Here is a 24,877-nt window from a genome sequence, read left to right as displayed (position 1 = left end):
GCGCCGATGGTAGTGTGGGGTCTCCCCATGCGAGAGTAGGTCATCGTCAGGCACTTATACCGCAAAGAACCCAGCCAATAGGCTGGGTTTTTTGTTGTGGCGAAGAAAGTTGTGCCGAAGAAAACTGCCTAAAAAATCGAGCGAAATAAAAACCCAGCCATATGGCTGGGTTTTTGCGTTTAAGCGTTCAGAGAGCTAGATAATCCATTAACCGCAGAGTGACTCTAAGGCTTCAATGAAGCTATCCATTTCATCGTCGGTGCCGATGGAGATACGCAGGAAGTTGTTGAGTAATTCGGTATTGAAGTGGCGTACCAAAATGCCTCGCTCACGAAGGCCAGCAAACAGCTGCGCACCGGCAAAGTCAGGGTGCTGAGCCAGCAGGAAGTTGGCTTTTGATGGCAGTACCTCAAAGCCCAGCCCTTCCAGCCGTTGGCTGGTTCGCTCACGGGTAGTAATGACGTTGTCCCGGCAGGCGTTGAAGTGCTGGGTATCTTTCAGTGCTTCAATACCGACCACACTGGCTAGGCTATCGACCGGATAGGAGTTAAACGAATCCTTCACCCGCTGTAAGCCTTCGATTAGCTCAGGGGAGCCAATCGCGTAGCCCAGACGTAAACCCGCCAAGCTGCGTGATTTGGAGAACGTGCCGGTGACCAGCAAGTTTGGGTAGCGCTCAATCAGCGCTACCGCGCTTTCGGCGCCAAAATCGACATAAGCTTCGTCGACCAACACTACGCGATCTGTCACACGTTTCAGCAGTGCTTCGATGCTTTCAAGAGAGTGAGCATGGCCAGTAGGCGCATTAGGGTTGGCGAAAATAACGCCGCTGCGCTCAGAAGCGCTGGCAAGCGCCTCTAGGTCGACTTCCCACTTCTCATTGAGCGAGTGCTTGCGTAGCTCAACGCCATACAGATTGGCATACACAGGGTAGAAGCTATAAGTAATGGAGGGCACATCCAGCGGAGCGCCCTGGCAGAAGAACGCCTGGAACGCGAAAGCCAGCACTTCGTCAGAACCATTGCCAACAAAGGTTTCTGCTACGCTTACACCGTAGGTGTCTGCGAGTGTCTCACGCAGCGCCAGAGACGTTGGGTCAGGGTAGAGGCGTAAGTGGTCCACGGCATAATGGCGTAGCGCTTCGCCGACCCCAGGCGCTGGCGGATAAGGGTTCTCGTTGGTATTGAGTTTAATAACGCGTTCGCGGGGCTGCTCCCCTGGCACGTAAGGGGTAAGCTCCCTAACGGCGGGACTCCAATATTGGCTCATAAGGGTAACCTGATTATCCTAGCGGTAATGACACCATGGTCGCCTGATGGCTGTCAGAGCGCAAGCATTCGAATAAGGTGTTAAGTTGCTTTCACTTCTGTCAGGGAAGGGGTGGGCGTCGCACCTTGTAGCGGTTATGCTGTCATAAGCGCGCGAAAGAAATGTATGTCCAACACGATAAGGAGACACCCAATGCAATTCAGGAGTTTGCTAGCCGGTTCGGCTATGTTGGCACTGTTGGCGGGCTGCGCAGCTGGCCCGACGGATCAGCGCGAAGATGCAGGTATGACCGCATCACAGGCTAACTACCAAGGCACACTGCCTTGCCGTAACTGTGACGGCATTGACCTGGATGTCACGTTGGAAGGGGAAGAGATGAGCGCCCCAGAAGAGCGGACGTTCATGCTAAATGCGACCTACCGTAACCACCCCCAAACACCGCCGGACGAAAACTATGCCGGTAACTGGGAAGTGCTGACCGGTACACCTTCTGACCCCGATGCCACGGTATACGAGCTAACACCGGATGGCGACGGTCAGATCTACTACTTCCAGCGTATTGATGAGCGTACCCTGGAATTGATCGACCCTGAGCGCCGCCGTTTTGAAAATGGTGAGATGCTGCAGCTACAGCGTCAGTAAATTAATACGCGACGCTCAAAGGCGGCCACTGGCCGCCTTTTGCATTTCTGAGCGCTCTTTCTTTTGAATGAGACGCGATAGACAGGAGCAATAAGGCAGTGGCAAAAGCAAAAAGCGCCTTTGTATGTACCGAATGCGGTGCAGACTACCGTAAGTGGCAGGGCCAATGTACCAGCTGCCAAGAGTGGAACACGCTCAGCGAAGTGACGCTGGCAAGTGCCCGCCCGGGCAGTGGTGCCACTACAGGGCGAGCCGGTTACGCAGGCGACCTTTCACGAGATGTGGTTGACCTAAGCAATGTCGATCTAAGCGAAGTTCCCAGGCTTACCTCGACCTTTGCAGAGTTTGACCGGGTGCTCGGCGGTGGTTTGGTGCCCGGCTCGGCTGTGCTGCTCGGCGGCAACCCTGGAGCGGGTAAATCGACGCTATTGCTGCAAACCGCCTGCAAGCTTGCCCAGCAGCGGCGGATTCTCTATGTCACGGGGGAGGAGTCGCTCTCCCAGGTGGCCATGCGGGCGCATCGGTTACAGCTGCCCACTAACGGCTTGAAAATGCTGGCAGAAACCAGCGTTGAGACCATCTTAGCGGTCGCTGATCGAGAGAAGCCTGAGATCTTGGTCATCGACTCGATTCAAACCATGCACCTTGAAGACATTAGCTCGGCCCCTGGGGGCGTGGCGCAAGTACGTGAATCCGCCGCCGCGTTGACGCGCTTTGCTAAAAAGACCAATACCGTCCTGCTGCTGGTAGGGCACGTAACGAAAGACGGCACTCTGGCAGGCCCCAAGGTGCTAGAGCACATGATTGACGCCTCGCTGCTGCTAGAAGGCGGTGCGGACTCTCGATTCCGTACGCTACGCGGGCAGAAAAACCGCTTTGGTGCGGTGAACGAGCTGGGCGTGTTTGCTATGTTGGAGCAAGGGCTTAAAGAAGTGAAAAACCCCAGTGCGATCTTCTTGTCACGCCAAGAAGAGCAAGCGCCGGGCAGCCTCGTCATGGTGGTGTGGGAAGGAACACGGCCCATACTGGTAGAAGTACAGGCCTTGGTGGATGAGTCAGCGCTGGGCAATCCCCGCCGTGTGGCTGTGGGGGTTGATCAAAACCGTCTCGCGATGCTGTTAGCCGTCCTTAACCGCCATGGCGGGCTATTTACCGGCGACCAGGATGTGTTTTTAAACGTGGTGGGCGGTGTCAAAGTGCTCGAAACCAGTGCCGACCTTGCCGTGCTGCTAGCCGTTGTTTCAAGCCTGCAAAACCGAGCCTTGCCGAAAGAACTGGTGGTGTTTGGTGAGGTTGGCCTTTCCGGCGAGATCCGCCCGGTGCCCAGTGGCCAAGAGCGCATTGCCGAAGCCGCTAAGCATGGGTTTTTACGCGCCATCGTGCCGCGTGGTAACGCGCCCAAGCAGTCACCTAAAGGGATGGAAGTGATCCCAGTAGATAAATTGAGCGATGCCCTAGAAGCGCTGTAACGTCAGCGATGCTTATCTAAAAAGGAGAGGGATGATGAGTTCGATTCGGTTAACCCAATACAGCCACGGAGCGGGCTGCGGCTGCAAAATCGCCCCTGACGTACTCGATGGCATTCTGGCAAAGGCAGGGCCCGCCGCCGGGCATCCGCGGCTGATCGTCGGCAACCAAGGACGTGAAGACGCTGCCGTCTACGATCTTGGTGACGGGCGAGGCATGATTGCTACTACCGACTTCTTTATGCCCATTGTCGACGACCCCTTTGATTTTGGCCGTATTGCCGCGACCAACGCCATTAGCGATGTGTACGCCATGGGCGGCACGCCAGTAATGGCGCTAGGCATTTTAGGCTGGCCACTGGATAAGCTAGGCCCGGAAGTCGCTGGTGATGTAGTGGCGGGTGCCCAAGCCGTTTGCCGCGAACTGGGCGTTGCCTTAGCCGGCGGCCACTCCATTGATGCCCCGGAGCCAATGTTTGGCTTAGCGGTCAACGGGCTGGTCGATCTTGAGCACTTAAAGCTCAACAGCCAGGCCAAACCTGGCGACCTGCTGTTTCTCACCAAACCGCTCGGCGTCGGTATGCTCACCACCGCCGAGAAGCGTGGCTTGCTAGAAGCAGGGCATCATGGCCTTGCCCGCGAAACCATGCTGAAACCCAATAGCATTGGTGTGGCACTCTCCAAAGTGAAGGGCGTCAATGCGATGACCGATGTCACGGGCTTTGGCTTAGCCGGTCATTTAACCGAGATGTGCAGCGCCAGCGGTGTCATGGCCCACGTTGATTTTCGCCGCTTGCCAAGGCTTGCCGAGGCGGAAGGCTACCGCCGCCAGGGGGCAGTGCCGGGAGGCACGCTACGTAACCGCGACGCCTTGGGTGCCATGCTCCCCGCGATGGACGAGGCGCACTGGCAGTGGCTGTGCGACCCACAAACCTCCGGCGGGCTTTTGATCAGCGTTGATCCCGCCTGGGAAGACGATGTAGAGAGCATTGGCCGTGACCATGGCCTAACGCTGACTCCCTTTGGTGAAATGAAAGCGGCGCAAGGCGAAGCGCTGATAGAGATGATTGGATGACGCTACCCACGGCACCCGCAGCGCTGGAGTTAGTTGCTGCAAACACGCCGCTGATCGATGTGCGCGCCCCGGTAGAATTTGCCCAAGGCAGCTTGCCGGGGGCGGTCAACCTACCGCTGATGGTGGATGAAGAGCGCCACCAAGTGGGGATTGCCTACAAACAGCAGGGGCAGCAGGCCGCCATTGAGCTGGGCCAACGTTTGGTGAGTGGCGAGGTGAAACAAGCGCGAGTGGCCGCTTGGCAGGCGTGTTTAGCGCAGCATCCAGAGGCGATTATCTACTGCTTTCGCGGTGGGCTGCGCTCACAAATTGCCCAGCAGTGGCTGGCGGATGCGGGGCTTCATCGCCCACGCATTGAAGGCGGCTGGAAAGCACTGCGTCAGCTGCTCTGCCAGCGTATTGATGAAGCCGCGCACCAGCCGCTGCTGGTGGTGTCAGGGCTCACCGGCTGCGCGAAAACGCAGCTGATTCACCAACTGCCCAACGGCATTGATTTAGAAGCCTGCGCCAACCATAAAGGTTCAGCCTTTGGGCGGCAGCCCGACGAACCCACCACCCAAATCGATTTTGAGCACGCGCTGGGCCAGCGTTTGATTGGTCAACATGGCAAGCTCGTGCTGGAAGATGAGTCGCGGCAGATTGGCAATGCCAATATCCCCCTCGAATTTTGGCACGCCCTGCAGCGAGCGCCGCGTATTCGTGTGGAAATGCCGCTCGATTGGCGGCTAGACCAGCTGCGCCGCGACTACATTGAGGCGCTTGAGCAGGGCTATGCCGAGCGTTATGGCCCTGAGGAAGGGTGGCAGCGCATGCAGAAGCAGCTAGCCAATGCCCTGGAAAGGCTGGCCAAGCGGCTAGGTAATGCCCGTTTGCAGCGCATACAGCGTATGCAGGCCATGGCGTTCCGGGCCCATGCCGCAGGCGATATTCAAGCCCATGAAGCGTGGCTTGCCCCGCTGTTAACCGAATATTACGACCCGCTCTATCGCTATCACGTGGAAAAACAGCAGGGCAACCGACCTGCTGAACTGCATATTGGGGATTGGGAGAGCTGCCTTGCCGCCGCTAAACAGTGGAGTGCTTAACGGCGGTGAGTACATGGCTACGCCGTTTTCAGCCACTGAGTCATTACGCGGTCTAGTAACGGCGCTAAGCGCTGAAAGCGGGAGGTATCTTCCAAGATGAAGTCATTGGATTGCAGAAAGCGACTGGCCGCCGCGTGTGTCGCCCCAGGGCGTTCGCTGCCTAGTAAGAGCGGCATAACGCTCGCCTGTGTGGTTTCTAAATGGCAAAGTAGCCCCACTACGCGGCCAGAGTCCCAGCTAAACCCTTGTAATGGTGCGGCAGCGCTACCGCCCAGTGGCAGCGCGTTGTCGGGCAGGCTAAACACCAACCGATGCCACATAAACGCTTCAAACTGCTCCGGTAGATCAAAGCTGCTCTCGGGTGCCAGCGTTACCTGATGCCAACCCGCTTCAGGGTAAGTGCCAGGGGCAACCACAGCATCCAGCGCATCCGCTATCCACAGCGCGCCCAGGCCAATGCCGAGTAGGGGTTTCTGACTATCTAAGTAACGGTTGAGGAGTTTACGCTCTGGCTTGTGCCAGGCAGGTGGCTCGCTATAGAAGGCCTCTGGGCCATCTAACACAATTAGCGCATCGCACTCGCCTAGACGGGGTGTCAGTTCGCCCGCGTAGAGGTGAAAAACGGTGTAACTATGGCCCATACTCGCAAGCCAATCGGTTAAACGAGCGGGACCATGGTCAGGGCCGTGCTGTAGCAGATGAATATGCATGGTAATCTCCTCGCCGGCCGAGCACATCAAACGCTGCGGGGATCACCCGCCGCGAGAGTGCGACGATAACGTATCGCGTTCATTTCACCAACTCAGTTTCATAGACTCAGTTTCACAAACGTCATTCCATAAACGTACTTTCACAGACACAGTGACTCAGGAAATCAGCATGGTGGCTAAACCCCAAGGATTTTATCAACGGCTGCAACTGTTGCCGTTGCCCGCCCAGCAAGCATTTATGGCTGCGTTGTGCGAGCGCCTACAGCCCAACTACGCCCTGTATGAGCAAACCAGCGGCCATGGCGATGGGCATACCCTGCGCACCGTGCTGAACCTTGTGTGGGAGCGCCTTAGTGTCCCTAATGCCAGCATCGATTTTGCCCGCCAAGCCGAAAAACTCGCCGAATGCGAACCGCCGGAAGAGGACGAAAGCTTTGGGGCACGCCGCGCGCTGGATGCAGTGGTGTCGATATCCGCACTCTTGGATACGCTCCAGGGTGAGTCCCCTGAAGCTGTGCTAGACGTGAGCCGTACCTCTCGCGCAGGCGTGCGTGCGTTTATCGAACTCACCGAAGGGGAAGTAGATGCCCAAGCGCTAGCGCTGATCATTCGCGACCACCCGCTGATGGAAGACGAAAACGACTTCCAAGACGCGGTGCTAGAAGCGGTTAGCGAACCGATCAACAAAACCTCTTTAAAAGAGATTCGCACGCTTGGGCGTAATAACGGCATTAGTAATTTAGGACTGAGCCTGGAAGAGAACGACGGTTAAGGCGTTAAAAGCGCACGCCTGCTGTGACCATCATGCCTGCCGTACCGAAGATAATCAGGTCAGACTCCACACGCCCCCACTGCACGCCAATGCTGGGTAGCAGCGCGGGGGCCACCTCTAAGTGGTTGAGGGGAATCTTATCCCGGTACTCATCTTGATAACCGCGCAGCAGGCCACCGGTTAGCTTGGCACGCACGTTTATCTCATCGGCGAACTGCCATAGCGGAAACTCACGGCCAGCGTAAAAGTACCAAGTGGGCTGATCAAACGAGTTCTTGAACCACGCCGCCCCTGTTAGCCAGCGGTCAGGGTTATGCAGCTCAATGCTCAGCAAGTGCTGCTGATTGGTATGCTCGGGGTCAGGGTCGAAATGTCGAGTGAGTAAACTGGTTTGCACCAGCGTGTGATCAAGCGCAAGAGTGGGAGGCCAATCCGGCAAAGAGAAGGCTGAGGCAGACGCGCTCAGCCAAATCCCTGCTATCCCTCCAATCCATGGAAAATAGCGTCGCATTGAAAGCCCCTCAGTGAAGGGAACGAGGTGAGTTACAAGCGCATTTCGATACCGCGCTCGGCCATATAGCGTTTTGCTTCTGGAATGGTGTATTCGCCAAAGTGGAAGATACTCGCGGCCAGTACCGCATCGGCACCGCCTTTCAGCACGCCATCCACCAAGTGATCTAAATTGCCGACGCCGCCGGAAGCAATCACCGGCACGCTCACCGCCTCAGAAATGGCATGGGTGACACCCAGATCAAAACCAATTTTGGTGCCGTCACGATCCATACTGGTGAGCAGCAGCTCGCCTGCGCCAAACTCGACCATTTTCTTGGCCCACTCCACCGCATCCAGGCCGGTGGGGCGGCGGCCGCCGTGGGTGAAAATCTCCCAACGGTCGGGCTCGCCTTCCTTAGACACTTTTTTGGCGTCAATCGCCACTACAATGCACTGGCTGCCAAAACGCTCGGCGGCTTCACGCACAAATTCGGGGTTCGTTACCGCAGCGGTGTTGATCGAGACCTTATCGGCCCCAGCGTTCAGCATGGTGCGGATATCGTCGCAGGTACGAATGCCGCCGCCGACGGTTAAGGGAATAAACACCTCACCGGCAATTCGCTCGACCATATCCACCGTGGTGGCGCGGTCTTCGTGGCTGGCGGTTATATCGAGAAAGGTGATCTCGTCGGCACCCTGCTGGTTGTAGCGCTGGGCGATCTCTACCGGGTCGCCCGCGTCACGAATACCCACAAAGTTAACGCCTTTCACCACACGCCCGGCGTCTACGTCTAAGCAGGGGATAATCCGCTTGGATAAGCTCATTGATGGCCTCCGCTTAGCTGGTCGCTCAGGCGCTGGGCTTCGGCGACATCCAGGCTGCCTTCATAAATGGCGCGGCCGGTAATCGCTCCCAAAATGCCGCTATCGGCGACATCGCAAAGCGCACGAATATCGTCCAGATTGGTTACGCCGCCGGAGGCGATCACCGGCAGGCCGCCCTCGCGGGCCAGTGCGGCGGTGGCTTCTACATTGACACCTTGCATCATGCCGTCGCGGGCAATATCGGTGTACACAATGTTTGAAACACCGTCGTTAGCGAAGCGCTTGGCAAGCTCGGTAGCTTTGACGGTTGAGACTTCTGCCCAGCCGTCGGTGGCCACATAGCCATCTTTGGCATCCAGGCCAACAATAATATGGCCGGGGAAGGCGCGGCACATTTCACCCACAAACTCAGGCTCTTTGACCGCTTTGGTGCCTATAATCACGTAAGAAACACCGGCGCTCAAATAGTGCTCGATGGTCTCCGCCGAGCGGATGCCGCCGCCAATTTGGATCGGTAGGTTCGGGTAAGCGCGGGCAATGGCGGTGACCGCTTCACCGTTCACCGGCTTGCCTTCAAAGGCACCGTTCAAATCCACTAGGTGCAAACGGCGCGCGCCTGCTTCTACCCAGCGTGCGGCCATGGCCACCGGGTCGTCGCCATAGGAGGTCGCGTCTTCCATGCGGCCCTGCTTTAAGCGCACACACTGGCCGTCTTTGAGATCAATCGCGGGAATTACCAACATAGTGAAACCTCTCAGGGCGTCCAGGTGACAAAATTTTCCAGCAGGCGCAGGCCCGCACGGGAGCTTTTTTCCGGGTGGAACTGCACGGCAAAGGTGGCGTCGCGGCCAATCGCCACGTGAGCGCTCACACTGCCGTACTGGGTGGTGCCGAACACTTGGGCGTCCTCGGCGGCATTCACGTAATAGCTGTGCACGAAATAGAAGTGCTCATTATTATCGATGCCTGCCCAGAGCGGGTGATCGTGGTGTTGATTCACCAGGTTCCAACCCATGTGTGGTACTTTCAGGCGCTGCTCTTGGGCATCGCGCATATTGGCCGGGAAGCGGTCCACGCTACCTTGGAAAAAGCCCAAACAGTCCACGCCGCCATTCTCTTCGCTGCGCTCCATTAACATCTGCTGGCCAACACAGATGCCCAGTAGCGGTTTGGCCTGGCGGGACAAAATATCATCCACCAGCCCGCGCAATTCGGTACGCTCAAGCTCGCCCACGCAGTCACGAATCGCGCCCTGGCCGGGCAACACTAGACGGGTAGCGCCCAGAATACGCCGTGGGTCGCGAGTGATGATCACATTCTCATGGGTGACGTGCTCAAGCGCCTTGGCCACAGAGTGTAGGTTGCCCATTCCATAATCGATTACCGCAATGGTCATGAAGCGCTCCTTAAGGTCGTGGGCGATAGATTCGTAGGCGAGAGGCGTACCACTGCGCCGCTAATCGCAACGATCGGCATTATAAGCTGCCTTTAGTAGAGGGCATTTGCCCAGCCATGCGCGGGTCTTCCGCAACGGCCATGCGCAGTGCGCGGCCAAAGGCTTTGAAAATGGTTTCGGCCTGATGGTGAGCATTGAAGCCTTTCACGTTGTCGATATGCAGCGTCACGCGAGCGTGATTCACAAAGCCTTGGAAGAACTCCCAGAACAGCTGCGTGTCCATACGGCCGATGGTATCGCGGGTGAACTCGACATTCATATAAAGGCCGGGACGGCCGGAGAAATCAATCACTACCCGAGAGAGCGCCTCATCCAGCGGTACGTAGGCGTGGCCGTAGCGGTAGATGCCGCGTTTATCGCCGATGGCCTCGTTGAATGCCTGGCCCAGGGTGATGCCCAAGTCTTCGACGGTGTGGTGATCATCGATATGCAGGTCGCCTTTGGCATGAATATCGAGGTCCACCATTCCATGCCGAGCCACTTGATCCAGCATGTGGTCTAGAAACGGAACGCCAGTTTCACAGTTCAAGCGGCCTTCGCCGTCAAGGTTGACGCTGACCGTAATCTGCGTTTCGTTGGTGTCACGGCTTACCGTGGCAATACGCGCTGACATGTTGCATCTCCTGCGCCGGAGCGCACTCTGAGGAATAATCGGCGGGCGGCAACTGCGGCCAAAACAACCATTATAGAGAATCGGCGCCCCCATCCGCTACAATGCGGAGAATGTCGCCGCCGTTTGCGGCGCTAACATAGCAGCCTAGCTGCGTTGGCAACGAGGATTTCACCATGCCGGTGACACTGCAATATGTCGACCAGGCCCGTTGGGAAGCAGACGAGCAGGTGCGCATCGACCTATTGCGCATCTATGAAGATGCGCCTCAGGAGCGCATGCCCACTCCCACGGTTTTGCCCTTTATTGAACAGCATTTAAGCAAGCAGCACGTTTTTGCCTGTGCCCACTTCAACGACCGCCTGCTGGGCGCGGTGGCCCTTCATGAAGCCGACGACCGTGCCTGGTGGCTGGCAGAGCTTTGCGTGCGCAAAACCACCCGCCGACGCGGCGTTGGCTCGCGGCTAATGGCGCTGTTAGGCGAACAAGCCAAACAGGAAGGGCGCGTACTACGGATTGCCACCACCACGCTGCCATTGGCAGACCGCATGCTGCTATCCAAATTGGGTTATCGGCCCGTGGCCGATTCATCGTCTGGGTCAGACCAGCAGGCGACCAGTGAGTTTGTTGAGCTAGACCCACAAGGGAAAGGGTAAATGAAACAGCTATTACGCATTTTGCTGGCCGCAGTGGGCATTTTAGCCATTGTAGCTGTGGCCGCCGTGGTGTACGTCACCACTTTTTTAGACCCAGAAGACTTCAAGCCGCGCTTAACCGCCGTGGTGGAAGAGCAAACCGGCCTGAACCTTGCCCTGGAAGGCCCGATCACCTGGTCGTTTTATCCACGTATTGGCGTGAGCGTCGAACAGGCTCGCGCTTGGTTGCCTGAACAAACCCAAGACGAAACCGCGTTTGCCGCCATTGATCGTGCCGAAGTGAGCGTGGCCTTTGCCCCGCTGCTGCGCGGCGAGATTGCCGTCGATGGCCTGACGCTTGACGGCATGCGCCTCAATCTAGAGAAAAATGCCGAAGGCGAAGCCAACTGGCAGCCGCTGTTGGAGCGTCTTTCTGAGCACAACAACGAAACCGCCGAAACCGTTCTGGCCCCGGCAAGTGCTGGCCCCAATGCCGATGCAGGCAACCTTTCGGTGGTATTGAATATTGCCAGCGTCGAAGTCAAAAATGCTGATATTCGCTACCGTGATGAGCAAAGCCAAGCGCTCTGGCGGGTACAGCCGCTGAACATTGCCGGCACCAACGTCAACCCGGTGCGCTCTTTCCCGCTAAAAGCCATGTTCACGCTGACCAAACACAACCGCCTAGATGCCGAGGTGCTGGAGCGCGCGCCGGACCTCTCCAGCGAGGTCAATCTGGAAACACGCCTGCGGCTGGGGCTGGAAGATGAACAGATTATTTTTGAAAGCACCCAGCTCACCACCCACACACGCCAAGGTGAGGCCAGCGAGCCGCAGCAGCTTAGCCTGCGCGCCGCTGAAATCGTTGCCCGCTTAGCCGAGCAGCAGCTCAGCGTCACGGAAGGCGTGCTAGAAGCCGGGCTGCGTCATCCAGAAAACTGGCAGGGCAGCCTCGCGCTGGCGCTGGCATTTGGCCTAGATACCGACTTTGCCGCCCAAACCGCTCAGTTGAAAGATGTTCAGCTCACCGGGCCGGATGGCCTGCGTGTAAGCGGCCACTTGAATGTCGAGCAACTGCTGGACGCGCCGCAGTACAGCGGGCAATTAACCGCCGCGCCGTTTACGCTGCGGCCGTGGATTTCCCGCACGGGTGTAAAGCTGAATACTGCCAGCGAAGCCGCATTGAGCGATGTCGCGCTTACCAGCCCCATCGAAGGTAGCCTGGAGCGCATCGCGCTGCCACGACTCTCGCTGGTGGTAGATGACAGCACCTTTACCGGTGATATCAGCGCCGCGACGGATGGCACTCAGCTCGCTTTTAACCTGGAGGGCGACACGCTCAACCTGGATCATTATCTGCCTTGCCCAGTGACCGCTCAGCAGGCGAGCCGTGGGCTACTGCGCAAAGCCTTCGCCCAAACCGGTGAAGCGCTACTGCCCCAGGCATGGTTAAGCACGCTCACCCTTCAGGGCGATTTGAGCGTCGACCAACTGCTGCTGGCCGGGCTGACTTTTGACGATACCCAGCTGGCACTGCGCGGTGAAAACGGCAACCACCGCCTCACTGCCTTTGAGTCGCGTTTCTACGAAGGGGAATTGAGCGCCACCGGTCAACTGGATGCCACTGGTAATGTACTGGAGTGGCAGCTCTCGCCCAGCATTAGCAATGTGCAGGTCGCGCCGTTAATCGAAACCTTCAGCGAAGAGGAAGCCCCGCTGCGCGGCCGCTTCAACTTGGAAGGCGCGCTGACCACCCAAGGCAACCGCCGCGATGTGCTCACCAGTAACCTCAACGGCGAACTGAACGCCCGCCTGAACGACGGCGCGATTCTACGCACTAACATCTCTCGCGAGATGTGTGAACTGGTCGCCCAACTGGAAGGCCAGCAGGTAGAGCGCGAATGGCACCCAGACACTCGCTTTGAACGCTTTGACGCCACCTTCCAAGTGCGCAATGGCGTTGTAGAGAGTGACGACCTGCTGATTACCCTGCCGGGTATCGACGTGCAAGGGGAGGGCGACTTCAACCTCAACAGCCTCAACTTCACCACCCAAGCCAATGCCCGCTTGGTGGATACCGCCGATGCCGCTTGCCAAGTGAACCCACGGCTACGGCAGCTACCGCTGCCAGTACGTTGTGAAGGCCATGTAGGCGATGACAAAACTCAGTGGTGCCGTTTCGATCGCACCGCCTTCGAAGCATCGGTGGTTGATCTGCTGCGTAACGAGGCTGGGAGCCGAGTAGAAGAAGAGCTAGAAGAGCGGATTGGTGAATCCATCGACCGCATTGATGAGCGCTTAGGCGAAGGCGCAGGTCAAGAGCTGCGTGACGGTATTCGTCGCCTGTTTAATTAACCTAAGCCTGCTTAACGCCTAGCCGCGTTAACGCAACACGCACCGCACGCGCCGGCCTTACCGCCGGCGCTGTCGTTCATAGCGAGTGTTTTAAGGAATAACGATGGCCGATATGCCCACGCCGTGCCTACCGGCGGAAGAGTTTCAACACCGGCTGCTCACTTGGTTTGATAAGCATGGCCGCCACGACCTGCCTTGGCAGTCGCCCCGCAGCGCCTACCGGGTATGGGTGTCTGAAATCATGCTGCAGCAAACCCAAGTAGCCACGGTGATTCCCTACTTTGAGCGCTTTATGGCCCGCTTCCCTACGCTAGAAGCCCTGGCCACCGCGCCGCAAGATGACGTATTGCACCACTGGACGGGCCTGGGCTATTACGCCCGCGCCCGCAACCTGCACAAAGCTGCCCAGGTGGCCATGGAAGAGTGTGGTGGCGAGCTACCCACCGATAGCGTAGATGCATTAACAGCGCTGCCCGGCATTGGCCGCTCTACCGCTGGCGCCATCATCGCCCAAAGCACCGGGCAGCAGGCGGCAATTCTAGATGGCAACGTCAAACGCTCGCTCACCCGCCTACACGCGGTGGCAGGCTGGCCGGGCAAGCCAGCAGTAGAACGCTCGCTGTGGGCGCTGGCCGAATACTTTACGCCCACCACGCGGTTGGCGGATTACACCCAGGCCGTAATGGATTTCGGCGCGACGCTGTGTAAGCGCAGCAAGCCCGACTGCCTGATCTGCCCGTTTAATGACGTATGCCGCGCCTACGCCCAAGGCGAGCCACAGCGCTACCCAGAATCCAAACCCAAAAAAGCCACCCCCACCCGCGAAACCATTATGCTGATGCTGCGCGACCCACAAGGGCGCGTATGGTTAGAGCAGCGGCCGCCCAGCGGCTTATGGGGCGGGTTATGGAGCCTGCCGCAGTTTGAACGCCACAGCGAACTCAACGACTGGCTAGAAGACAACACCAATTCCCCCGAGCGTCACGCCGCGCTGCCCAGCTTCACCCACACCTTCAGCCACTTTAAGCTGATGATTACGCCGCAGCCTGTTACCTGCGAACGAATCAGCGGCGTTCGCGAAAGCGGCGTATGGTATGACGTTAATCATCCGCCTGCGCTAGGCTTAGCGGCACCGGTCAAATCGCTGTTAAGCCAGCTGGCACCATTTACCCTAGACCCGACCCCTGGGCCTTAGCCGTTGAGCACACACTGGCCTTCACAGATATACGCCATAGGAGCACACCATGAGCAACACGGTTTTCTGCCGTAAGTACCAACAAGAGCTACCCGCACTGCCGTTCCCGCCGCTACCGGGTAAGCAGGGCCAAGAGATTCAGGCCACAGTGTCACAACAAGCGTGGCAAGAGTGGCAGGCGCTACAAACCCGCCTGATCAATGAGAAGCACCTCAACATGCTAGAGCCGGAAGCACGCGCGTATCTGATGGATCAGATGCAGCGCTTCCTAGATAACGAAACCACCGACCAAGCCGAAGGGTACGTACCGCCCAGCCAGGCATAAACCTAGAAACGCAGCGCAAAGCCACGAATGGCGTGGCCTTTGCCGCTTTTGGTTTAACGCCTGATGTGCCCTAAGCACGTGACTAGAAAGAAAGTTTCACAAAGGTGTTGACGAAAAGAGGAGCTTTTGGTTTAATACGCACCGTTGGCAAGGGCCAGATAGCTCAGTTGGTAGAGCAGGGGATTGAAAATCCCCGTGTCGGCGGTTCGATTCCGTCTCTGGCCACCACAACGTTGGGGTATCGCCAAGTGGTAAGGCACCGGTTTTTGGTATCGGCATTCCCAGGTTCGAATCCTGGTACCCCAGCCATTGCCAACAAGATTTCTTGTTGATTGGCTAGCCTAATGGCAACCCAATCAAGTTCTCAAGAAAATGCGAAGCGCCGACATAGCTCAGTTGGTAGAGCAACTGACTTGTAATCAGTAGGTCCCGGGTTCGACTCCTGGTGTCGGCACCACTTAAGTGGTTGAAAAGCAAAGCATTAGAGAATACGAAAGGCCACCCAAGCGGGTGGCCTTTTTCGTTTACGTAGTTTTCTACGTAGATCCAGCTATGTTTTCAGCTTCTTTGCCAGTCTCTCAATCGCCACGTAGGCTTCTGCTGAGGATGTGGTTTCTCTTATCTTTGATATATAGGGCATTGCCACTTCAACGGTTTTTATAATTCTGTTTTTTTGAGTGGCTTTGATTAATGAGTAATCGTAAATTTTATGCTCAACGCAAGCTGCGATCCTTTCTAAGTGGTTCAGAACGTATCGAAGTGATTCAGCCTCTATAGACTCAACCTCCTGCTTTTCGGCATAAATGTCAGCTTTTCTATCGCTATAATGAATGCCCCTTATAACTTGCATAGCCGCTAACAGCTCTTTGTTGTTGTCAAGGCTTAGTAGCAAATCAGCTGTTTTAGATTTCTTGGTGTAAACCTTGGTATAAATAATCGTTGCTGCGGCTGTTACCAATGCGCCGAGTGCAATAACTGTCTGAATTATTTCGATAATAGTAAGGTCGTACTTGATCATGTTCGCTATTGATCCGGTTGTGGTTGCTCAGATTTATACTTTAATTATTCCTCCCCAGGGTGACTTACTAACGGCACGCTCAGGTCGTAAGTGTCCATCATGCTAGCAGATCGATGGCCGCTGGCCTCCTGCTTTTCGTGGCGGGTGCCTTTGGTGTCGGTGATGCCGCGCCGTTTTAGGTCGTGCAGGCCGAAGCGCTCTTCCTCTGTAATGATTTCCTCTTCGATGGCCAGCTTGATCAATCGCTGCCAGGCAGTATCTAGGCTCGATTTGCGTAGCTCGCTGCCGTCGGCCGCCACGATGAGCGGGCGGTTTTCTGGGTGCATCGGTACCGGTCTGCCTTTGGCTTTCCAGATCCCGGCGCGGCGCTCGGTGGCGGCGGTCCAGGCGGCGGACAGCCGTGGGTACCAGCGAACGACGTTATCCCGGGACCCTTTGCGGCGGTTGGTCATCACGCCGTCGACGGTGCTGTTGGCATCGGTTAGCGTGACGACCTCGATCCCGCGTAAGCGGCAAATGTAGGCCAGCTCCATCACGATCCAAAGGTAAGGTGCACACGCGCCTTTTTCACCGCGTGTGCGTTGGCCACGTTGCTGGGCAAATTCGGTCAGTCGAGCGATGGTGGTCAGATCCGGCAAGCGTCGTTGCTTTCTCTCTTTTGCAGACTCCACGCCCTGAGCGGGGTTGCTATCGCAATAGCCACGATTGATCCCCCAGCGAAACAAACGCCGTAGGTATCGTAAGAGGTGGTTAGCTTTTGATGGTGTGCCTTCGGCCGCGATTTTGTCGACTAGGCGCTGAACCAGCGCCGGTGAGAATTGCGATGTGGGCAGATCCCCCAGCGGTTTGCCTAGCTTGGTGGGCATTTCCAGCAGCGTGGCCCGGCAGTATTCATAGTCCTGCTGGGTCTTCATGGCCAGCTCTTTGAGCTGTGCCGATTGGTGAAACTGTTTAGCCAGGTAGCGCAAGGTGCGGCGATCTATGCCACTGCGTTGCTCCATGATTCGGTGAAGCTCTGACAGCGTGGCATCGGCACCGGCGATACGCTCGGTTTTAAGCTTGCCCGCTTCATCGCGGTATTGAACATACCAGCGGCCCCGGCCGCGCTTGTCAAAATAGACTCCGTTGGGGAGCTTTGACTGGTTGATGTGGACGGGTATGTCGGGGCTGTGTTTGCGCGGGCGTGTCTTCATAGTATGTCGGTCGGGCTCAGCTCAGTCGGCTGGGCGGCTTCGATACCGCCCGCTTTGTTAATCAAGTCGATGGTGGTCCAGGGGCCACGGCGGCCGTTAAACACGACGACGCCTTGCTCTCTCAAACAGCGTGCGGCATCGGCTGGGCGCTGGTAGCCGGTTATCTTCTTGATTTCCTCGCAGTCTAGTACGTTTTGTAGGCTCATGACTTATTCCTTGCCCGCCAGTGGTTGAAGCGGTTGCGGATCACGCGGAACGTTTGACGTGCACAATAGTTGCTATCAAGTTCGGCGCGGCTTTCGATATTGCAGGCCCTGGTAAGCCAGTCCCGGGCGTCTTCCTGGTTATGGGTACCATCGGGCAGCTCGCGCTCGCTAAGGCCAAACTTGGCGCGGCGGCGGCGGTCCAGGTAGAGCTGGAAGGCGCGATCCTGGCAGAGCATGGCCGCTTGTCTAGCAACGGCGCCGCCTTTTGTCTGGGGCGGGATGCGACTGCTATTCATCATTGAGTACCTTCTTTAACTTTGCGGCGCTCTTCTGCAGCGCGGGCAAGTAGCCAGTTAGCCATCTGGTGCATTGCGGGCACGGTGTCTTTAGCTGCCTCCTCGAGCGCTTCGGCTTTTTTCTCAGCGTCTCGGTTGGTCATATCGAGCGCTGCTATATCGACCTTCATGTTTAAAAACACCCCACAACCAGCGGCGTGCTTTCTCAGATGCTGACCGAGTTTGCGCACAGTTTCTTTCTCTATATCGCCAGTCATCTTCACTATCAAAACGCGGCTTTTTAGATCAGCGGGCAAGGCTTCAAGCTTTGCGCCCATTAGGGCTTCGAACATTTCCTGCAGCGACTCATTAATATTTGCTTCATCACGATAGCGTCCTTCCCAATATCGCTCGGCACCGCCTTGGCCTAATCGTGTGCAATGCACTTGCAGCATGTCGATTTGCTTCGCTGCTTCTTCGGGGTTCTCGCGAACCCAGTTCGGATCGATGGCCATACTTTCCCCTTAAAGCTCAACGCGATGAGCAATGCCCTTGGCGCTGGGCTTTGCTTCGGTTCGGATCTCGATAACTTCAACGCGCGGCTTGAAGTGACTCACGGTGCTGATGCCCAGCTGGAAAGCGCTACCCAGGCAAAACCCAAACACAATCATCTTGATGGCAAAGCGCTGTTGAACTGGTATTGGGTTACGCATCGCGGGCACCTCTACGGCTGGCCACTTCATCCCATACCGCGTTCACTTTTTCGCGGGTGACGTGGGTGAACTTCTGTTTCCACTGCTCAAAGACCGCGTTACGGTTTGGCTCAGGGGCTAGCAGCATTTGTGATGCCACGAACTTCACTTCTTGCTCTCTGGCCCATTCGAACCATTTAGGTGGGTAGCCGTTTAATCCACCTAGCGGGCGGCCGTCTGGCCATTGCGTTGGGCGATCCATTAAGCACCTCCTTTGGCTTGGCGTTTTTGAACGCTCGGCAGCTCGCTATAACAGGCCTTGCACTTGCTTCTTAATCCATCCGCCTCCCGGCGATCTCGATAAAAAAACTCGGTATCAGCGGGATAGTATTCTTGGCACCCTGAGCAGAACTTATCTGCATCCTTTGTTTTAATGCCTCTCTCAATCTCTGGAATACAGCGTTGCTGGTTCAGCATTAGTTCAAGCATCTTCGCCATACTCCTCTTCAATCTCGTCAGCGATGTCGTGAACGTCCTTGCCTTGCTCATAGTCGGGTTCTACTGCGTCCCTATCGGCGAACATAACGCCGCGATCTGCTAGCAGTTCCACCAAGGTTTCAAACCACGTATCAAAATCATGTGTATCGATGTTCATAGGGATGCTCCTTTCAACACAATTCAGGCGGGAAGTATTCTTCCTGCGGGGTAGGGGTGGGCGGCGCGAAGAGGTTTCGCGCGGCTTCTCTTGCTGCGATGGCGTCTTCATACTCGGCATCGCGTTCCACTCGGTAAATTTCTGAGCTCTGCCACGCTTTAAGGCGTTCGAGCTGGGCTTCTCGCTCCGCTGGGGAAGGCTCGCGGGGCTGGATATCTGGCCCCTGCGTACAGTTAGTGACACGAGTCCAAGGGCTTTCGGCTTCGCCTACAGCCTGAAAATCAACCCCTAACCCCGCGCCTTTCGCGCGAACGTGCCACTTATAAACGCGGGTCACGTACTCGCTAGAAAAGCCAGGGCGGCCGGTGGCCACCAGCCCGAACGTCACTTTCTGCTCTTCGCCATAGCGGCCTTTGGCCACCACCGCTTCGGCTCCGTAGTATTCGCCGGTTGCGTGGCTGAAATGCTCGACGTTGGGGCCGGTGTTCATCTTGGTTTCTACCCACGGCTTGATCGGCTGGTCTTTGCGTTTGGTCATTGGGCCGCCCATGAGCCTCAGAAACTGATCCCATTGCCCAGCATTGGCCGCCTTTCGGATCTGGGCGAAACGCATCGCTGCGCACGGATGTGGGCGGGTAGCCGCTTCCCAGTCCTTGAGCATTTGGTCTTGTTTCTCAGTGAGGCGGCGCACTTCACGCCAGACAGTGACGGAAGGCAGGCCGATAAACTGAAACTGACGGATACCCCACACGCTGGCCCACGCTTCAATACGTGGAGCGCTCTCGGTCATGGAGTGATCGTATTTGTCGGCGGCCATGAACTGTTCGCCGTTAATGTTCTTGCTGATGTATTTAGCGACGTAACCCGCGGCGGTGCCCTTGCTGTAGTCGATGCGTTTAGCATCAAAGCGAGCGTTGGTTTTTCGGCCACGGCTAAACAGCTCTTCTTGCTGTGACTCTTCGGCGTAGTCGCGAAGAGTGCTGGTTACCCGTTTTTCATCTTCGGGCTTCATCCAAAGCAGTAAGTGCCAGTGTGGTGTGCCGTCATGGTGGGGTTCTACGACGCGGATGCCGTAAACGCCGATATTGTCGCGTGCCAGCTTCGCGCGAACCTTCGACCACAAGCCTTGCAAATACTGTTGCGCCTGGCGTGGTGTGTCGCCCTGGTATTTGCGGTTGCGCACGCAGTTATTAGCGATCACCGCGTGAAACTTTGACGGCGTGGTCATGGTGTAAAACATGCCCGTATGCCCCAGGCGGCGGGCTTCGGCTTCGGTATCGCTGATACGCAGCATGAGTTCAGCGCGCCGATGATCGGGATTGGCCAACCCCTTTTCTGCAAGCTCCGCCAGCGTGAAAACCTGCCCCTCTTGATTGATAGCCTCTAGGGTTTCAAGCAAGGCGTTATTGCGGAATTTCTGGGAGCGGCGGCGCTCCACCGTGAAGTCGCTGCAGTAAATGCCCGCCTGCTTGTGTACGCGGTGAGCTTCACGCATAACCTGCTCAACCGCGCGGCCACACTGGCGACGTAGCTTACGACGCCACCAGAGTGAGCAGCTCAGACGCGCTAACTGGGTTTTGCTCGCCAACTTATCGCTAGGGGGCGCGATACCATGGAGCTTGCACTTAGTGCGCCCAAACTCAATGGCTGCAGCTTGAACGACAGAAAGGCACAGCGGGCGCATGTAATGCCATTTTTGGAATCGGAAGTTGCCAATAAAGGGCGGCGGAGTGAATTGGTTGCGAGTGCGGGCACAAGCGTCTTGATAGTCGCGGAATTGCTCAGACAAAGGCTTATTACCTGCCGCCATGCGAGGCCTTCCGGCAGGTGGCAACAGCCCCAACCGCTGCAAGCGGTTTACCTTTGCAATATCGCCTATCAAGAGGCTCGCTTTTTTATCGATGGCTGCCGCTTGGGCTTGGGCGTGATTCACCAGCGCATCATCGTCGTGTGTTGCGTTCAGGCTGCCAATGATCAGGCGCTTTTCGATGCTCTTTAACCACTTGTCAGCCGCATGCAACCCTTCAATGGTCGTTGAGCCACGATGCACGATTGAGTTCATCGCGCGCGTTAGTTCTGGCCGGATCGGCAGGAACCGGTCAATGATGAAAGACGGCTCGGTAAGATCCTGCGCATTCCGACGTAGCCAGCGGTTAGCCGCGGCGTGACCATGTCGCTTTGAAACATGGACATAGCCATCGGCTAACTGACTGGCCAACGACGGCAAGCGCTCGAAGTGCGCCTGCAGGAAGGTGTAGCAATCCTGGGTGCCAGAGCTGTGTTGAAAGGCTAGGGCTAACGCGCTCACGCTTTCACCCCGATGAAGCGCGGCGGCGTTTCGCAGAGAGCGGCTGCCATCGTAGCGGCGATAGCCAGATCGTTATCGCTTAAAACACCTTCGATTTGGGTTAGTTGGCTGCCAAGTATTTCAACTTCGCGCTTTAGCTCTTCACCGGCCATTTGGCTGTTCTGCGTCGGTTGTACTTGCAGTTCAGCGGCGAGGCTTTTAAGTTGCGCGTGCGCTTCATAGAGCCCAAGCATGATTTTGTTCACGTTCATACCACCCCCTTCTCAATTAGGCTCAGCCAGTGAAACGCGGCTTTTGTGTTGCCTTCTTCCAGCGCTACGCGGGCGTGGCTGGCCAGCTCTGCGCTGGGGTGCTTGCGGTTGCGTAGCTGGTCTTTAAGGCCGCTGGCGTATTCGCTCATGCGGTGAATAGCAGCGCGCACGGCGGCACGTTCGGGTTTGGTGAGCTGGCTGATTTGCTGAGTGGCATCGACAGAAAGGCCGGCACTTTTCAGCACTAGGCGACGCTCGGCAAAAGGGAGGCCCGCCCACACGCTGACAAGATCTTGATCGGCGGCGCGCTGGTGCAGCTCGGCACGCAATGCGCCGAATCCTGCGCGGTCGGGCTGAACGCGCGGCGGTGACTGGCGAGCGGGTAGCGGGGTAACGTTAGTCATGGCGCTTACCTCAGTGCTCAAGAACGACGGGGCGGCGGGTGTCGGCATCCACTACGCGAGCTAGGCCAACGTCGCGGGCTTGCTGAATCATGCGGCTGAGGTCGCGGGCGGTGAGCATCACCGGGCGGCCGCTGTCGTCGCGGAAAACGACGACGTGTGAGGTGGTGGCGTCTACGTCAATGCGCGACGATTCGTTGACGCTATCGAGATCTGCAAAGGCCTGAATGGCCGCCACTTCGGCGGTGGCTTCGCTGTGGCCGTAGTCGTTCACTAGCGCGCCGATGGTGATACGCAGCGCTTCGGCGCGGCTGTCCCAGCGGTGCTGCCAGAGCAATTCGGTGGCGAGATCGAACGGGGCTTTCGCTGAGTTGATATGTTTGACGTTCACGGTTTCGCTTCCTGATTCGGTGGCTTGAAATCGCCTAGCCTTATTTGGCCTTGAGCCTCTAATGCCAGCTTTTTAAGGAGCCAATTAGAGGGGCGGATACTGACTTCTGGATTAGGGCAATGGCTGGGCACTAACGTCTCGTCGAGACTGGCGTGCCCCTTACAGCGGAAGCCGCATTTCCATTCGTTGACGCAATACAGATACAGCTCGCGGTATTCCGGCAAATGCGTCTTCGAAGTTCGCACTTTTAGGTGGCTACCGCAGTGAGGGCAGCCGAACCGTAGCCGACTCACCTCCTCCATTTCGTTCTCTTCGTTAGGCTCAGTCACTTGGCCCCCTCTTCACTTCGTAGAGCGCTCGCCCTCTTCCGGTGAGGCTCGTAACGCCCTTACGCATGCGGCGTCTCAGCAACCATTCGGCTGCCTGGTCTAGCGTTTCCAGCCCCACCTCTTGCCGCGTTGCTTCCAGCACTCTTTCCAATCCTTCATCTAGTGCTATGCGGTTTTCTTCCGGCATTTTGGGTGCTCCTTTTAGGCCTTTTTTAGGCCTGCCTTTAAGACGAGCGTTGACCCACACTGCCATCAGCAATCTCGCTAAAGCCGAACGTATCAAGCGCCTCTTTCATGACCAGATGGCGCAACAGCGTGGCCTTCGACATGCCGCTGTAATCCACCAGGGCATCAATGAGCTTGGCTTCGTAGTCGTCCAGGTTGACGGCGGCGTAGCGTGAACGGATGCGACGAACGTCTTGGTGCATGGCTAGGTTCCTTATGCAACGTCACAAACGGGGTTAATCGGCGATGAGTGAGTCGGATTTGTACTGGGTTAAGCCGCGAAGAGTCAGCATGCGGATGGTGGCCGAGACGGTGCGCATTTCTTCACGCGCTACCTGCTCGATGCGCTCGCGCTCTTCGGCGGTGATGTAGATGTTGAGCTGCTGGTTGCAGGGTGCCTGCTGGGCACGAACGTTCTCTTTTGATGGCATGGCGTTTGCAGTTGGCATGGTTTAGGCTTCCTTTAATTCAATTTGGAGTACTTTGGTTATGGAACATCGTTACCTTGATGGTGTGGCAGTGCCTGATTACGACGAGAAAGTTACCCAGGCACTGGCTGATGAATTCCCCAATAACGACGATGATGAAAACTGGACGGCGGGCGGTTTTCGCGACTACCTCATGGGCATTGAGAATGAGGCGGGCGAGGTGTATCGCCTGATCGGCTTGAGCATGAGTGAGCTGGTGGGTTTGACGAACCGCCTGGGCGACGTGGGTTTTCAGGATCAAGTAGGGCCACTTGAAGGCTCAAGGAAGGGATGTGCTTCTCTAATGGCCCACACAGGCAAAACGTGATCGCGACATCGGGCCAACCGCAACTAAAGACGTCGAACAGGAAGCGGGGTAGGTCATTCGTGGTATTGAGCTTGGTGGCGGCTTTGTTCAAGTAGCCTTTCGACTGATCGGCACTTACACGGGGATAATGTGCAGGGCCGCCCGAGCTATTCACCGACAACACACGAATGCCTGTAGCGGGAAGGGCGGCGGTGGCGTCACTGAACGCCTGATCCAATTGGGCTAACTGGGTCGCGTCCAGACCCACCGGCTCTACCGCGTTGATCTCTGCCAGCCCAACGCACAGCGCGGAAGAAAGCTCATCGGCGATGCCTTCCAGCTTGCCGTGATTGATGCGGTGCTTGGCGAGTTCGCACATCGTTTCGATGAACACGCCGCTAGCCAACTGGCGTTGATAGTCGTTCAGCGAGGGGCGGGGGATGGTGGTTGGCTCGGTCATGGTGAAGGCTCCAAAAGTGTAGTGAATTGAACAAATGTGCATCATGCATCGAAAGATAATGCACGTAATTGCATTAGTCAAAGGTTGACGAGGATATTTTGTGCAAATTTTTGATCGCCTAAAAATCGAAAGGCAGAGACTGGGCCTATCTCAGGACGAATTCGCCCGTCAAGCAGGCGTGTCCAAACGTGCACAGGCAAACTATGAAAGCGGCGAGAGATACCCAAAAACAGATTACTTAGAAACAATTCACGGCTTTGGAGTGGACACGAACTTCATCGTCACTGGTGAGCGCAGCGATCGAGCGACAAAAGCCGGGTCCTCTGAACAGTCAGCGGCTTATCTTGATCAGCAACTAAACGACCCCAACGTGGCATCAATACCGATGTATGACGTGGAGTGTGCAGCGGGCAGCGGTCGCAGCTTTGAAGGGGAACCCGTGCTGGGTTACTTCCACATGGATCGAACCGTTTTAAGTGAGCTGAAATTGCCCGCTGATTCCGGGGCATGGGTGCGGGCGCGCGGTGACTCGATGGTGGGTACGATCGACGACGGCGATTACGTGTTTGTGGACTTCACCCAGCGTGACCCGAGCCGCGAGGGCGTGTACTTAATCCTGATGGATGGCGAGCGCCGGATAAAAAGAATGCAGCGCGTGGCGGGCGGGGGCTGGCTACTGATCAGCGATAACCCGCGCTACGACAAAGAGTTGATAGCACCGGAGCAAAAGCAATTTGTTGAAGTGCTGGGACGGTGCCTAGTGAACCTGGGGCAAGTGCTCTAGGTG

35 protein-coding genes and 3 tRNA genes are annotated in these 24,877 nt (G+C 56.8%); 13 read left to right on the top strand and 25 right to left on the bottom strand.

Annotated features, from left to right (window positions below; all coding sequences use genetic code 11):
• Positions 1–207 precede the first annotated feature (207 nt).
• Positions 208–1,269: a histidinol-phosphate transaminase gene (gene hisC, locus R0J87_RS12785; RefSeq protein WP_498886560.1), complete on the bottom strand. Its 1,062-nt coding sequence runs from the start codon at positions 1,267–1,269 to the stop codon at positions 208–210.
• A 192-nt stretch (positions 1,270–1,461) separates the two neighbouring features.
• On the opposite strand from hisC, the gene R0J87_RS12780 reads away from it, so the two are divergent.
• The 4 genes from R0J87_RS12780 to mnmH all read left to right on the top strand — a co-directional run bounded on the left by R0J87_RS12780 (position 1,462) and on the right by mnmH (position 5,537).
• Complete coding sequence (locus R0J87_RS12780) at positions 1,462–1,911, top strand: copper resistance protein NlpE N-terminal domain-containing protein (protein ID WP_404343573.1); 450 nt, start codon at positions 1,462–1,464, stop codon at positions 1,909–1,911.
• A gap of 98 nt (positions 1,912–2,009) precedes the next feature.
• Positions 2,010–3,380, top strand: a complete 1,371-nt coding sequence (gene radA / locus R0J87_RS12775; protein ID WP_498886559.1) for a DNA repair protein RadA — start codon at positions 2,010–2,012, stop codon at positions 3,378–3,380.
• Between the two features lie 31 nt (positions 3,381–3,411).
• Positions 3,412–4,452 carry a selenide, water dikinase SelD gene (gene selD / locus R0J87_RS12770; protein WP_498886557.1) on the top strand — a complete coding sequence of 347 codons (1,041 nt, stop codon included), beginning with the start codon at positions 3,412–3,414 and terminating at the stop codon, positions 4,450–4,452.
• Positions 4,449–5,537, top strand: coding sequence for a tRNA 2-selenouridine(34) synthase MnmH (mnmH, locus tag R0J87_RS12765; RefSeq protein ID WP_498886555.1), 1,089 nt, complete (start codon positions 4,449–4,451; stop codon positions 5,535–5,537). Before selD ends, mnmH begins: the two co-directional genes overlap by 4 nt.
• A gap of 17 nt (positions 5,538–5,554) precedes the next feature.
• On the opposite strand, the gene R0J87_RS12760 is transcribed toward mnmH, so the two are convergent.
• Positions 5,555–6,247 carry a type 1 glutamine amidotransferase gene (locus R0J87_RS12760; protein WP_498886553.1) on the bottom strand — a complete coding sequence of 231 codons (693 nt, stop codon included), beginning with the start codon at positions 6,245–6,247 and terminating at the stop codon, positions 5,555–5,557.
• A 169-nt stretch (positions 6,248–6,416) separates the two neighbouring features.
• Here R0J87_RS12760 and R0J87_RS12755 point away from each other — a divergent pair, with 169 nt between their 5' ends.
• Positions 6,417–7,019 (top strand): YjaG family protein, encoded by a 603-nt coding sequence (locus R0J87_RS12755; protein ID WP_498886551.1) that lies wholly within the window; start codon positions 6,417–6,419, stop codon positions 7,017–7,019.
• Positions 7,020–7,023: 4 nt separating this feature from the next.
• Here the strand turns inward: R0J87_RS12755 and R0J87_RS12750 are convergent, their stop codons facing one another.
• The 5 genes from R0J87_RS12750 to hisB form a co-directional block, all read right to left on the bottom strand.
• The gene (locus tag R0J87_RS12750; protein ID WP_498886549.1) at positions 7,024–7,530 is read right to left on the bottom strand and encodes a hypothetical protein; all 507 of its coding nucleotides are present in this window, start codon (positions 7,528–7,530) and stop codon (positions 7,024–7,026) included.
• Between the two features lie 32 nt (positions 7,531–7,562).
• Positions 7,563–8,336, bottom strand: a complete 774-nt coding sequence (gene hisF, locus R0J87_RS12745; protein ID WP_188638901.1) for an imidazole glycerol phosphate synthase subunit HisF — start codon at positions 8,334–8,336, stop codon at positions 7,563–7,565.
• Positions 8,333–9,079 (bottom strand): 1-(5-phosphoribosyl)-5-[(5-phosphoribosylamino)methylideneamino]imidazole-4-carboxamide isomerase, encoded by a 747-nt coding sequence (gene hisA / locus R0J87_RS12740; protein ID WP_498886546.1) that lies wholly within the window; start codon positions 9,077–9,079, stop codon positions 8,333–8,335. Before hisA ends, hisF begins: the two co-directional genes overlap by 4 nt.
• Before the next feature lie 11 nt (positions 9,080–9,090).
• Complete coding sequence (hisH, locus tag R0J87_RS12735; RefSeq protein WP_404343560.1) at positions 9,091–9,732, bottom strand: imidazole glycerol phosphate synthase subunit HisH; 642 nt, start codon at positions 9,730–9,732, stop codon at positions 9,091–9,093.
• 79 nt (positions 9,733–9,811) lie between these two features.
• A complete protein-coding gene (gene hisB / locus R0J87_RS12730) occupies positions 9,812–10,405 on the bottom strand; it encodes an imidazoleglycerol-phosphate dehydratase HisB (RefSeq protein ID WP_311065418.1) in 594 nt (197 codons plus the stop codon).
• Between the two features lie 173 nt (positions 10,406–10,578).
• On the opposite strand from hisB, the gene R0J87_RS12725 reads away from it, so the two are divergent.
• From R0J87_RS12725 to R0J87_RS12695, 7 genes are all read left to right on the top strand, one after another.
• Positions 10,579–11,058: a GNAT family N-acetyltransferase gene (locus tag R0J87_RS12725; RefSeq protein ID WP_498886543.1), complete on the top strand. Its 480-nt coding sequence runs from the start codon at positions 10,579–10,581 to the stop codon at positions 11,056–11,058.
• Positions 11,059–13,392 carry an AsmA family protein gene (locus R0J87_RS12720; protein WP_498886542.1) on the top strand — a complete coding sequence of 778 codons (2,334 nt, stop codon included), beginning with the start codon at positions 11,059–11,061 and terminating at the stop codon, positions 13,390–13,392.
• Between the two features lie 103 nt (positions 13,393–13,495).
• The gene (mutY, locus tag R0J87_RS12715) at positions 13,496–14,587 is read left to right on the top strand and encodes an A/G-specific adenine glycosylase (RefSeq protein WP_498886540.1); all 1,092 of its coding nucleotides are present in this window, start codon (positions 13,496–13,498) and stop codon (positions 14,585–14,587) included.
• Between the two features lie 49 nt (positions 14,588–14,636).
• Complete coding sequence (locus tag R0J87_RS12710; protein ID WP_498886538.1) at positions 14,637–14,912, top strand: oxidative damage protection protein; 276 nt, start codon at positions 14,637–14,639, stop codon at positions 14,910–14,912.
• Between the two features lie 152 nt (positions 14,913–15,064).
• Positions 15,065–15,140: transfer RNA gene (locus R0J87_RS12705), tRNA-Phe, on the top strand.
• Between the two features lie 6 nt (positions 15,141–15,146).
• Positions 15,147–15,221: transfer RNA gene (locus R0J87_RS12700), tRNA-Gln, on the top strand.
• 72 nt (positions 15,222–15,293) lie between these two features.
• Positions 15,294–15,369 (top strand) — tRNA-Thr (locus R0J87_RS12695).
• A gap of 93 nt (positions 15,370–15,462) precedes the next feature.
• Here R0J87_RS12695 and R0J87_RS12690 read toward each other — a convergent pair.
• The 18 genes from R0J87_RS12690 to R0J87_RS12605 form a co-directional block, all read right to left on the bottom strand.
• Positions 15,463–15,930, bottom strand: a complete 468-nt coding sequence (locus tag R0J87_RS12690; protein WP_498886536.1) for a DUF4760 domain-containing protein — start codon at positions 15,928–15,930, stop codon at positions 15,463–15,465.
• 44 nt (positions 15,931–15,974) lie between these two features.
• A complete protein-coding gene (locus R0J87_RS12685; RefSeq protein ID WP_498886534.1) occupies positions 15,975–17,123 on the bottom strand; it encodes a site-specific integrase in 1,149 nt (382 codons plus the stop codon).
• On the bottom strand, positions 17,120–17,329 hold the full coding sequence (locus R0J87_RS12680) for a hypothetical protein (RefSeq protein ID WP_498886532.1): 210 nt from the start codon (positions 17,327–17,329) through the stop codon (positions 17,120–17,122). The genes R0J87_RS12685 and R0J87_RS12680 overlap by 4 nt, the downstream gene beginning before the upstream one ends.
• The gene (locus tag R0J87_RS12675) at positions 17,326–17,628 is read right to left on the bottom strand and encodes a hypothetical protein (protein ID WP_498886530.1); all 303 of its coding nucleotides are present in this window, start codon (positions 17,626–17,628) and stop codon (positions 17,326–17,328) included. The genes R0J87_RS12680 and R0J87_RS12675 overlap by 4 nt, the downstream gene beginning before the upstream one ends.
• Positions 17,625–18,119, bottom strand: coding sequence for a hypothetical protein (locus R0J87_RS12670; RefSeq protein WP_498886528.1), 495 nt, complete (start codon positions 18,117–18,119; stop codon positions 17,625–17,627). The genes R0J87_RS12675 and R0J87_RS12670 overlap by 4 nt, the downstream gene beginning before the upstream one ends.
• A gap of 9 nt (positions 18,120–18,128) precedes the next feature.
• Complete coding sequence (locus R0J87_RS12665) at positions 18,129–18,317, bottom strand: hypothetical protein (RefSeq protein WP_498886526.1); 189 nt, start codon at positions 18,315–18,317, stop codon at positions 18,129–18,131.
• Positions 18,310–18,558: a hypothetical protein gene (locus R0J87_RS12660; RefSeq protein WP_498886524.1), complete on the bottom strand. Its 249-nt coding sequence runs from the start codon at positions 18,556–18,558 to the stop codon at positions 18,310–18,312. The genes R0J87_RS12665 and R0J87_RS12660 overlap by 8 nt, the downstream gene beginning before the upstream one ends.
• Complete coding sequence (locus tag R0J87_RS12655) at positions 18,558–18,785, bottom strand: hypothetical protein (RefSeq protein ID WP_498886522.1); 228 nt, start codon at positions 18,783–18,785, stop codon at positions 18,558–18,560. Before R0J87_RS12655 ends, R0J87_RS12660 begins: the two co-directional genes overlap by 1 nt.
• Complete coding sequence (locus R0J87_RS12650; protein WP_498886520.1) at positions 18,778–18,951, bottom strand: hypothetical protein; 174 nt, start codon at positions 18,949–18,951, stop codon at positions 18,778–18,780. The genes R0J87_RS12655 and R0J87_RS12650 overlap by 8 nt, the downstream gene beginning before the upstream one ends.
• A 13-nt stretch (positions 18,952–18,964) precedes the next feature.
• On the bottom strand, positions 18,965–21,259 hold the full coding sequence (locus tag R0J87_RS12645; RefSeq protein WP_498886519.1) for a replication endonuclease: 2,295 nt from the start codon (positions 21,257–21,259) through the stop codon (positions 18,965–18,967).
• A complete protein-coding gene (locus R0J87_RS12640) occupies positions 21,256–21,510 on the bottom strand; it encodes a hypothetical protein (RefSeq protein WP_498886518.1) in 255 nt (84 codons plus the stop codon). Before R0J87_RS12640 ends, R0J87_RS12645 begins: the two co-directional genes overlap by 4 nt.
• Positions 21,507–21,914, bottom strand: coding sequence for a hypothetical protein (locus R0J87_RS12635; RefSeq protein ID WP_498886517.1), 408 nt, complete (start codon positions 21,912–21,914; stop codon positions 21,507–21,509). The genes R0J87_RS12640 and R0J87_RS12635 overlap by 4 nt, the downstream gene beginning before the upstream one ends.
• 10 nt (positions 21,915–21,924) lie before the next feature.
• Complete coding sequence (locus tag R0J87_RS12630) at positions 21,925–22,302, bottom strand: hypothetical protein (protein WP_498886516.1); 378 nt, start codon at positions 22,300–22,302, stop codon at positions 21,925–21,927.
• Positions 22,299–22,604, bottom strand: a complete 306-nt coding sequence (locus tag R0J87_RS12625) for an ogr/Delta-like zinc finger family protein (RefSeq protein WP_498886567.1) — start codon at positions 22,602–22,604, stop codon at positions 22,299–22,301. Before R0J87_RS12625 ends, R0J87_RS12630 begins: the two co-directional genes overlap by 4 nt.
• A 19-nt stretch (positions 22,605–22,623) precedes the next feature.
• Positions 22,624–22,818, bottom strand: coding sequence for a hypothetical protein (locus R0J87_RS12620; protein ID WP_498886514.1), 195 nt, complete (start codon positions 22,816–22,818; stop codon positions 22,624–22,626).
• Positions 22,819–22,855: 37 nt separating this feature from the next.
• Positions 22,856–23,059: a hypothetical protein gene (locus R0J87_RS12615; RefSeq protein ID WP_498886513.1), complete on the bottom strand. Its 204-nt coding sequence runs from the start codon at positions 23,057–23,059 to the stop codon at positions 22,856–22,858.
• Positions 23,060–23,092: 33 nt separating this feature from the next.
• Positions 23,093–23,305 (bottom strand): hypothetical protein, encoded by a 213-nt coding sequence (locus tag R0J87_RS12610; protein ID WP_498886511.1) that lies wholly within the window; start codon positions 23,303–23,305, stop codon positions 23,093–23,095.
• 170 nt (positions 23,306–23,475) lie between these two features.
• Positions 23,476–24,090, bottom strand: a complete 615-nt coding sequence (locus tag R0J87_RS12605) for a hypothetical protein (RefSeq protein ID WP_498886510.1) — start codon at positions 24,088–24,090, stop codon at positions 23,476–23,478.
• A 100-nt stretch (positions 24,091–24,190) separates the two neighbouring features.
• Between R0J87_RS12605 and R0J87_RS12600 the strand changes: the two genes are divergently transcribed.
• Complete coding sequence (locus R0J87_RS12600; protein ID WP_498886508.1) at positions 24,191–24,874, top strand: XRE family transcriptional regulator; 684 nt, start codon at positions 24,191–24,193, stop codon at positions 24,872–24,874.
• The last annotated feature ends 3 nt before the right edge of the window (positions 24,875–24,877 follow it).

It is taken from the genome of Halomonas sp. SIMBA_159 (assembly GCF_046536035.1).
Classification (GTDB): Bacteria; Pseudomonadota; Gammaproteobacteria; order Pseudomonadales; family Halomonadaceae; genus Vreelandella; species Vreelandella venusta_A.
Note: the sequence above shows the minus strand (reverse complement) of the source record. Positions and strands in the feature narration are given on the sequence as shown.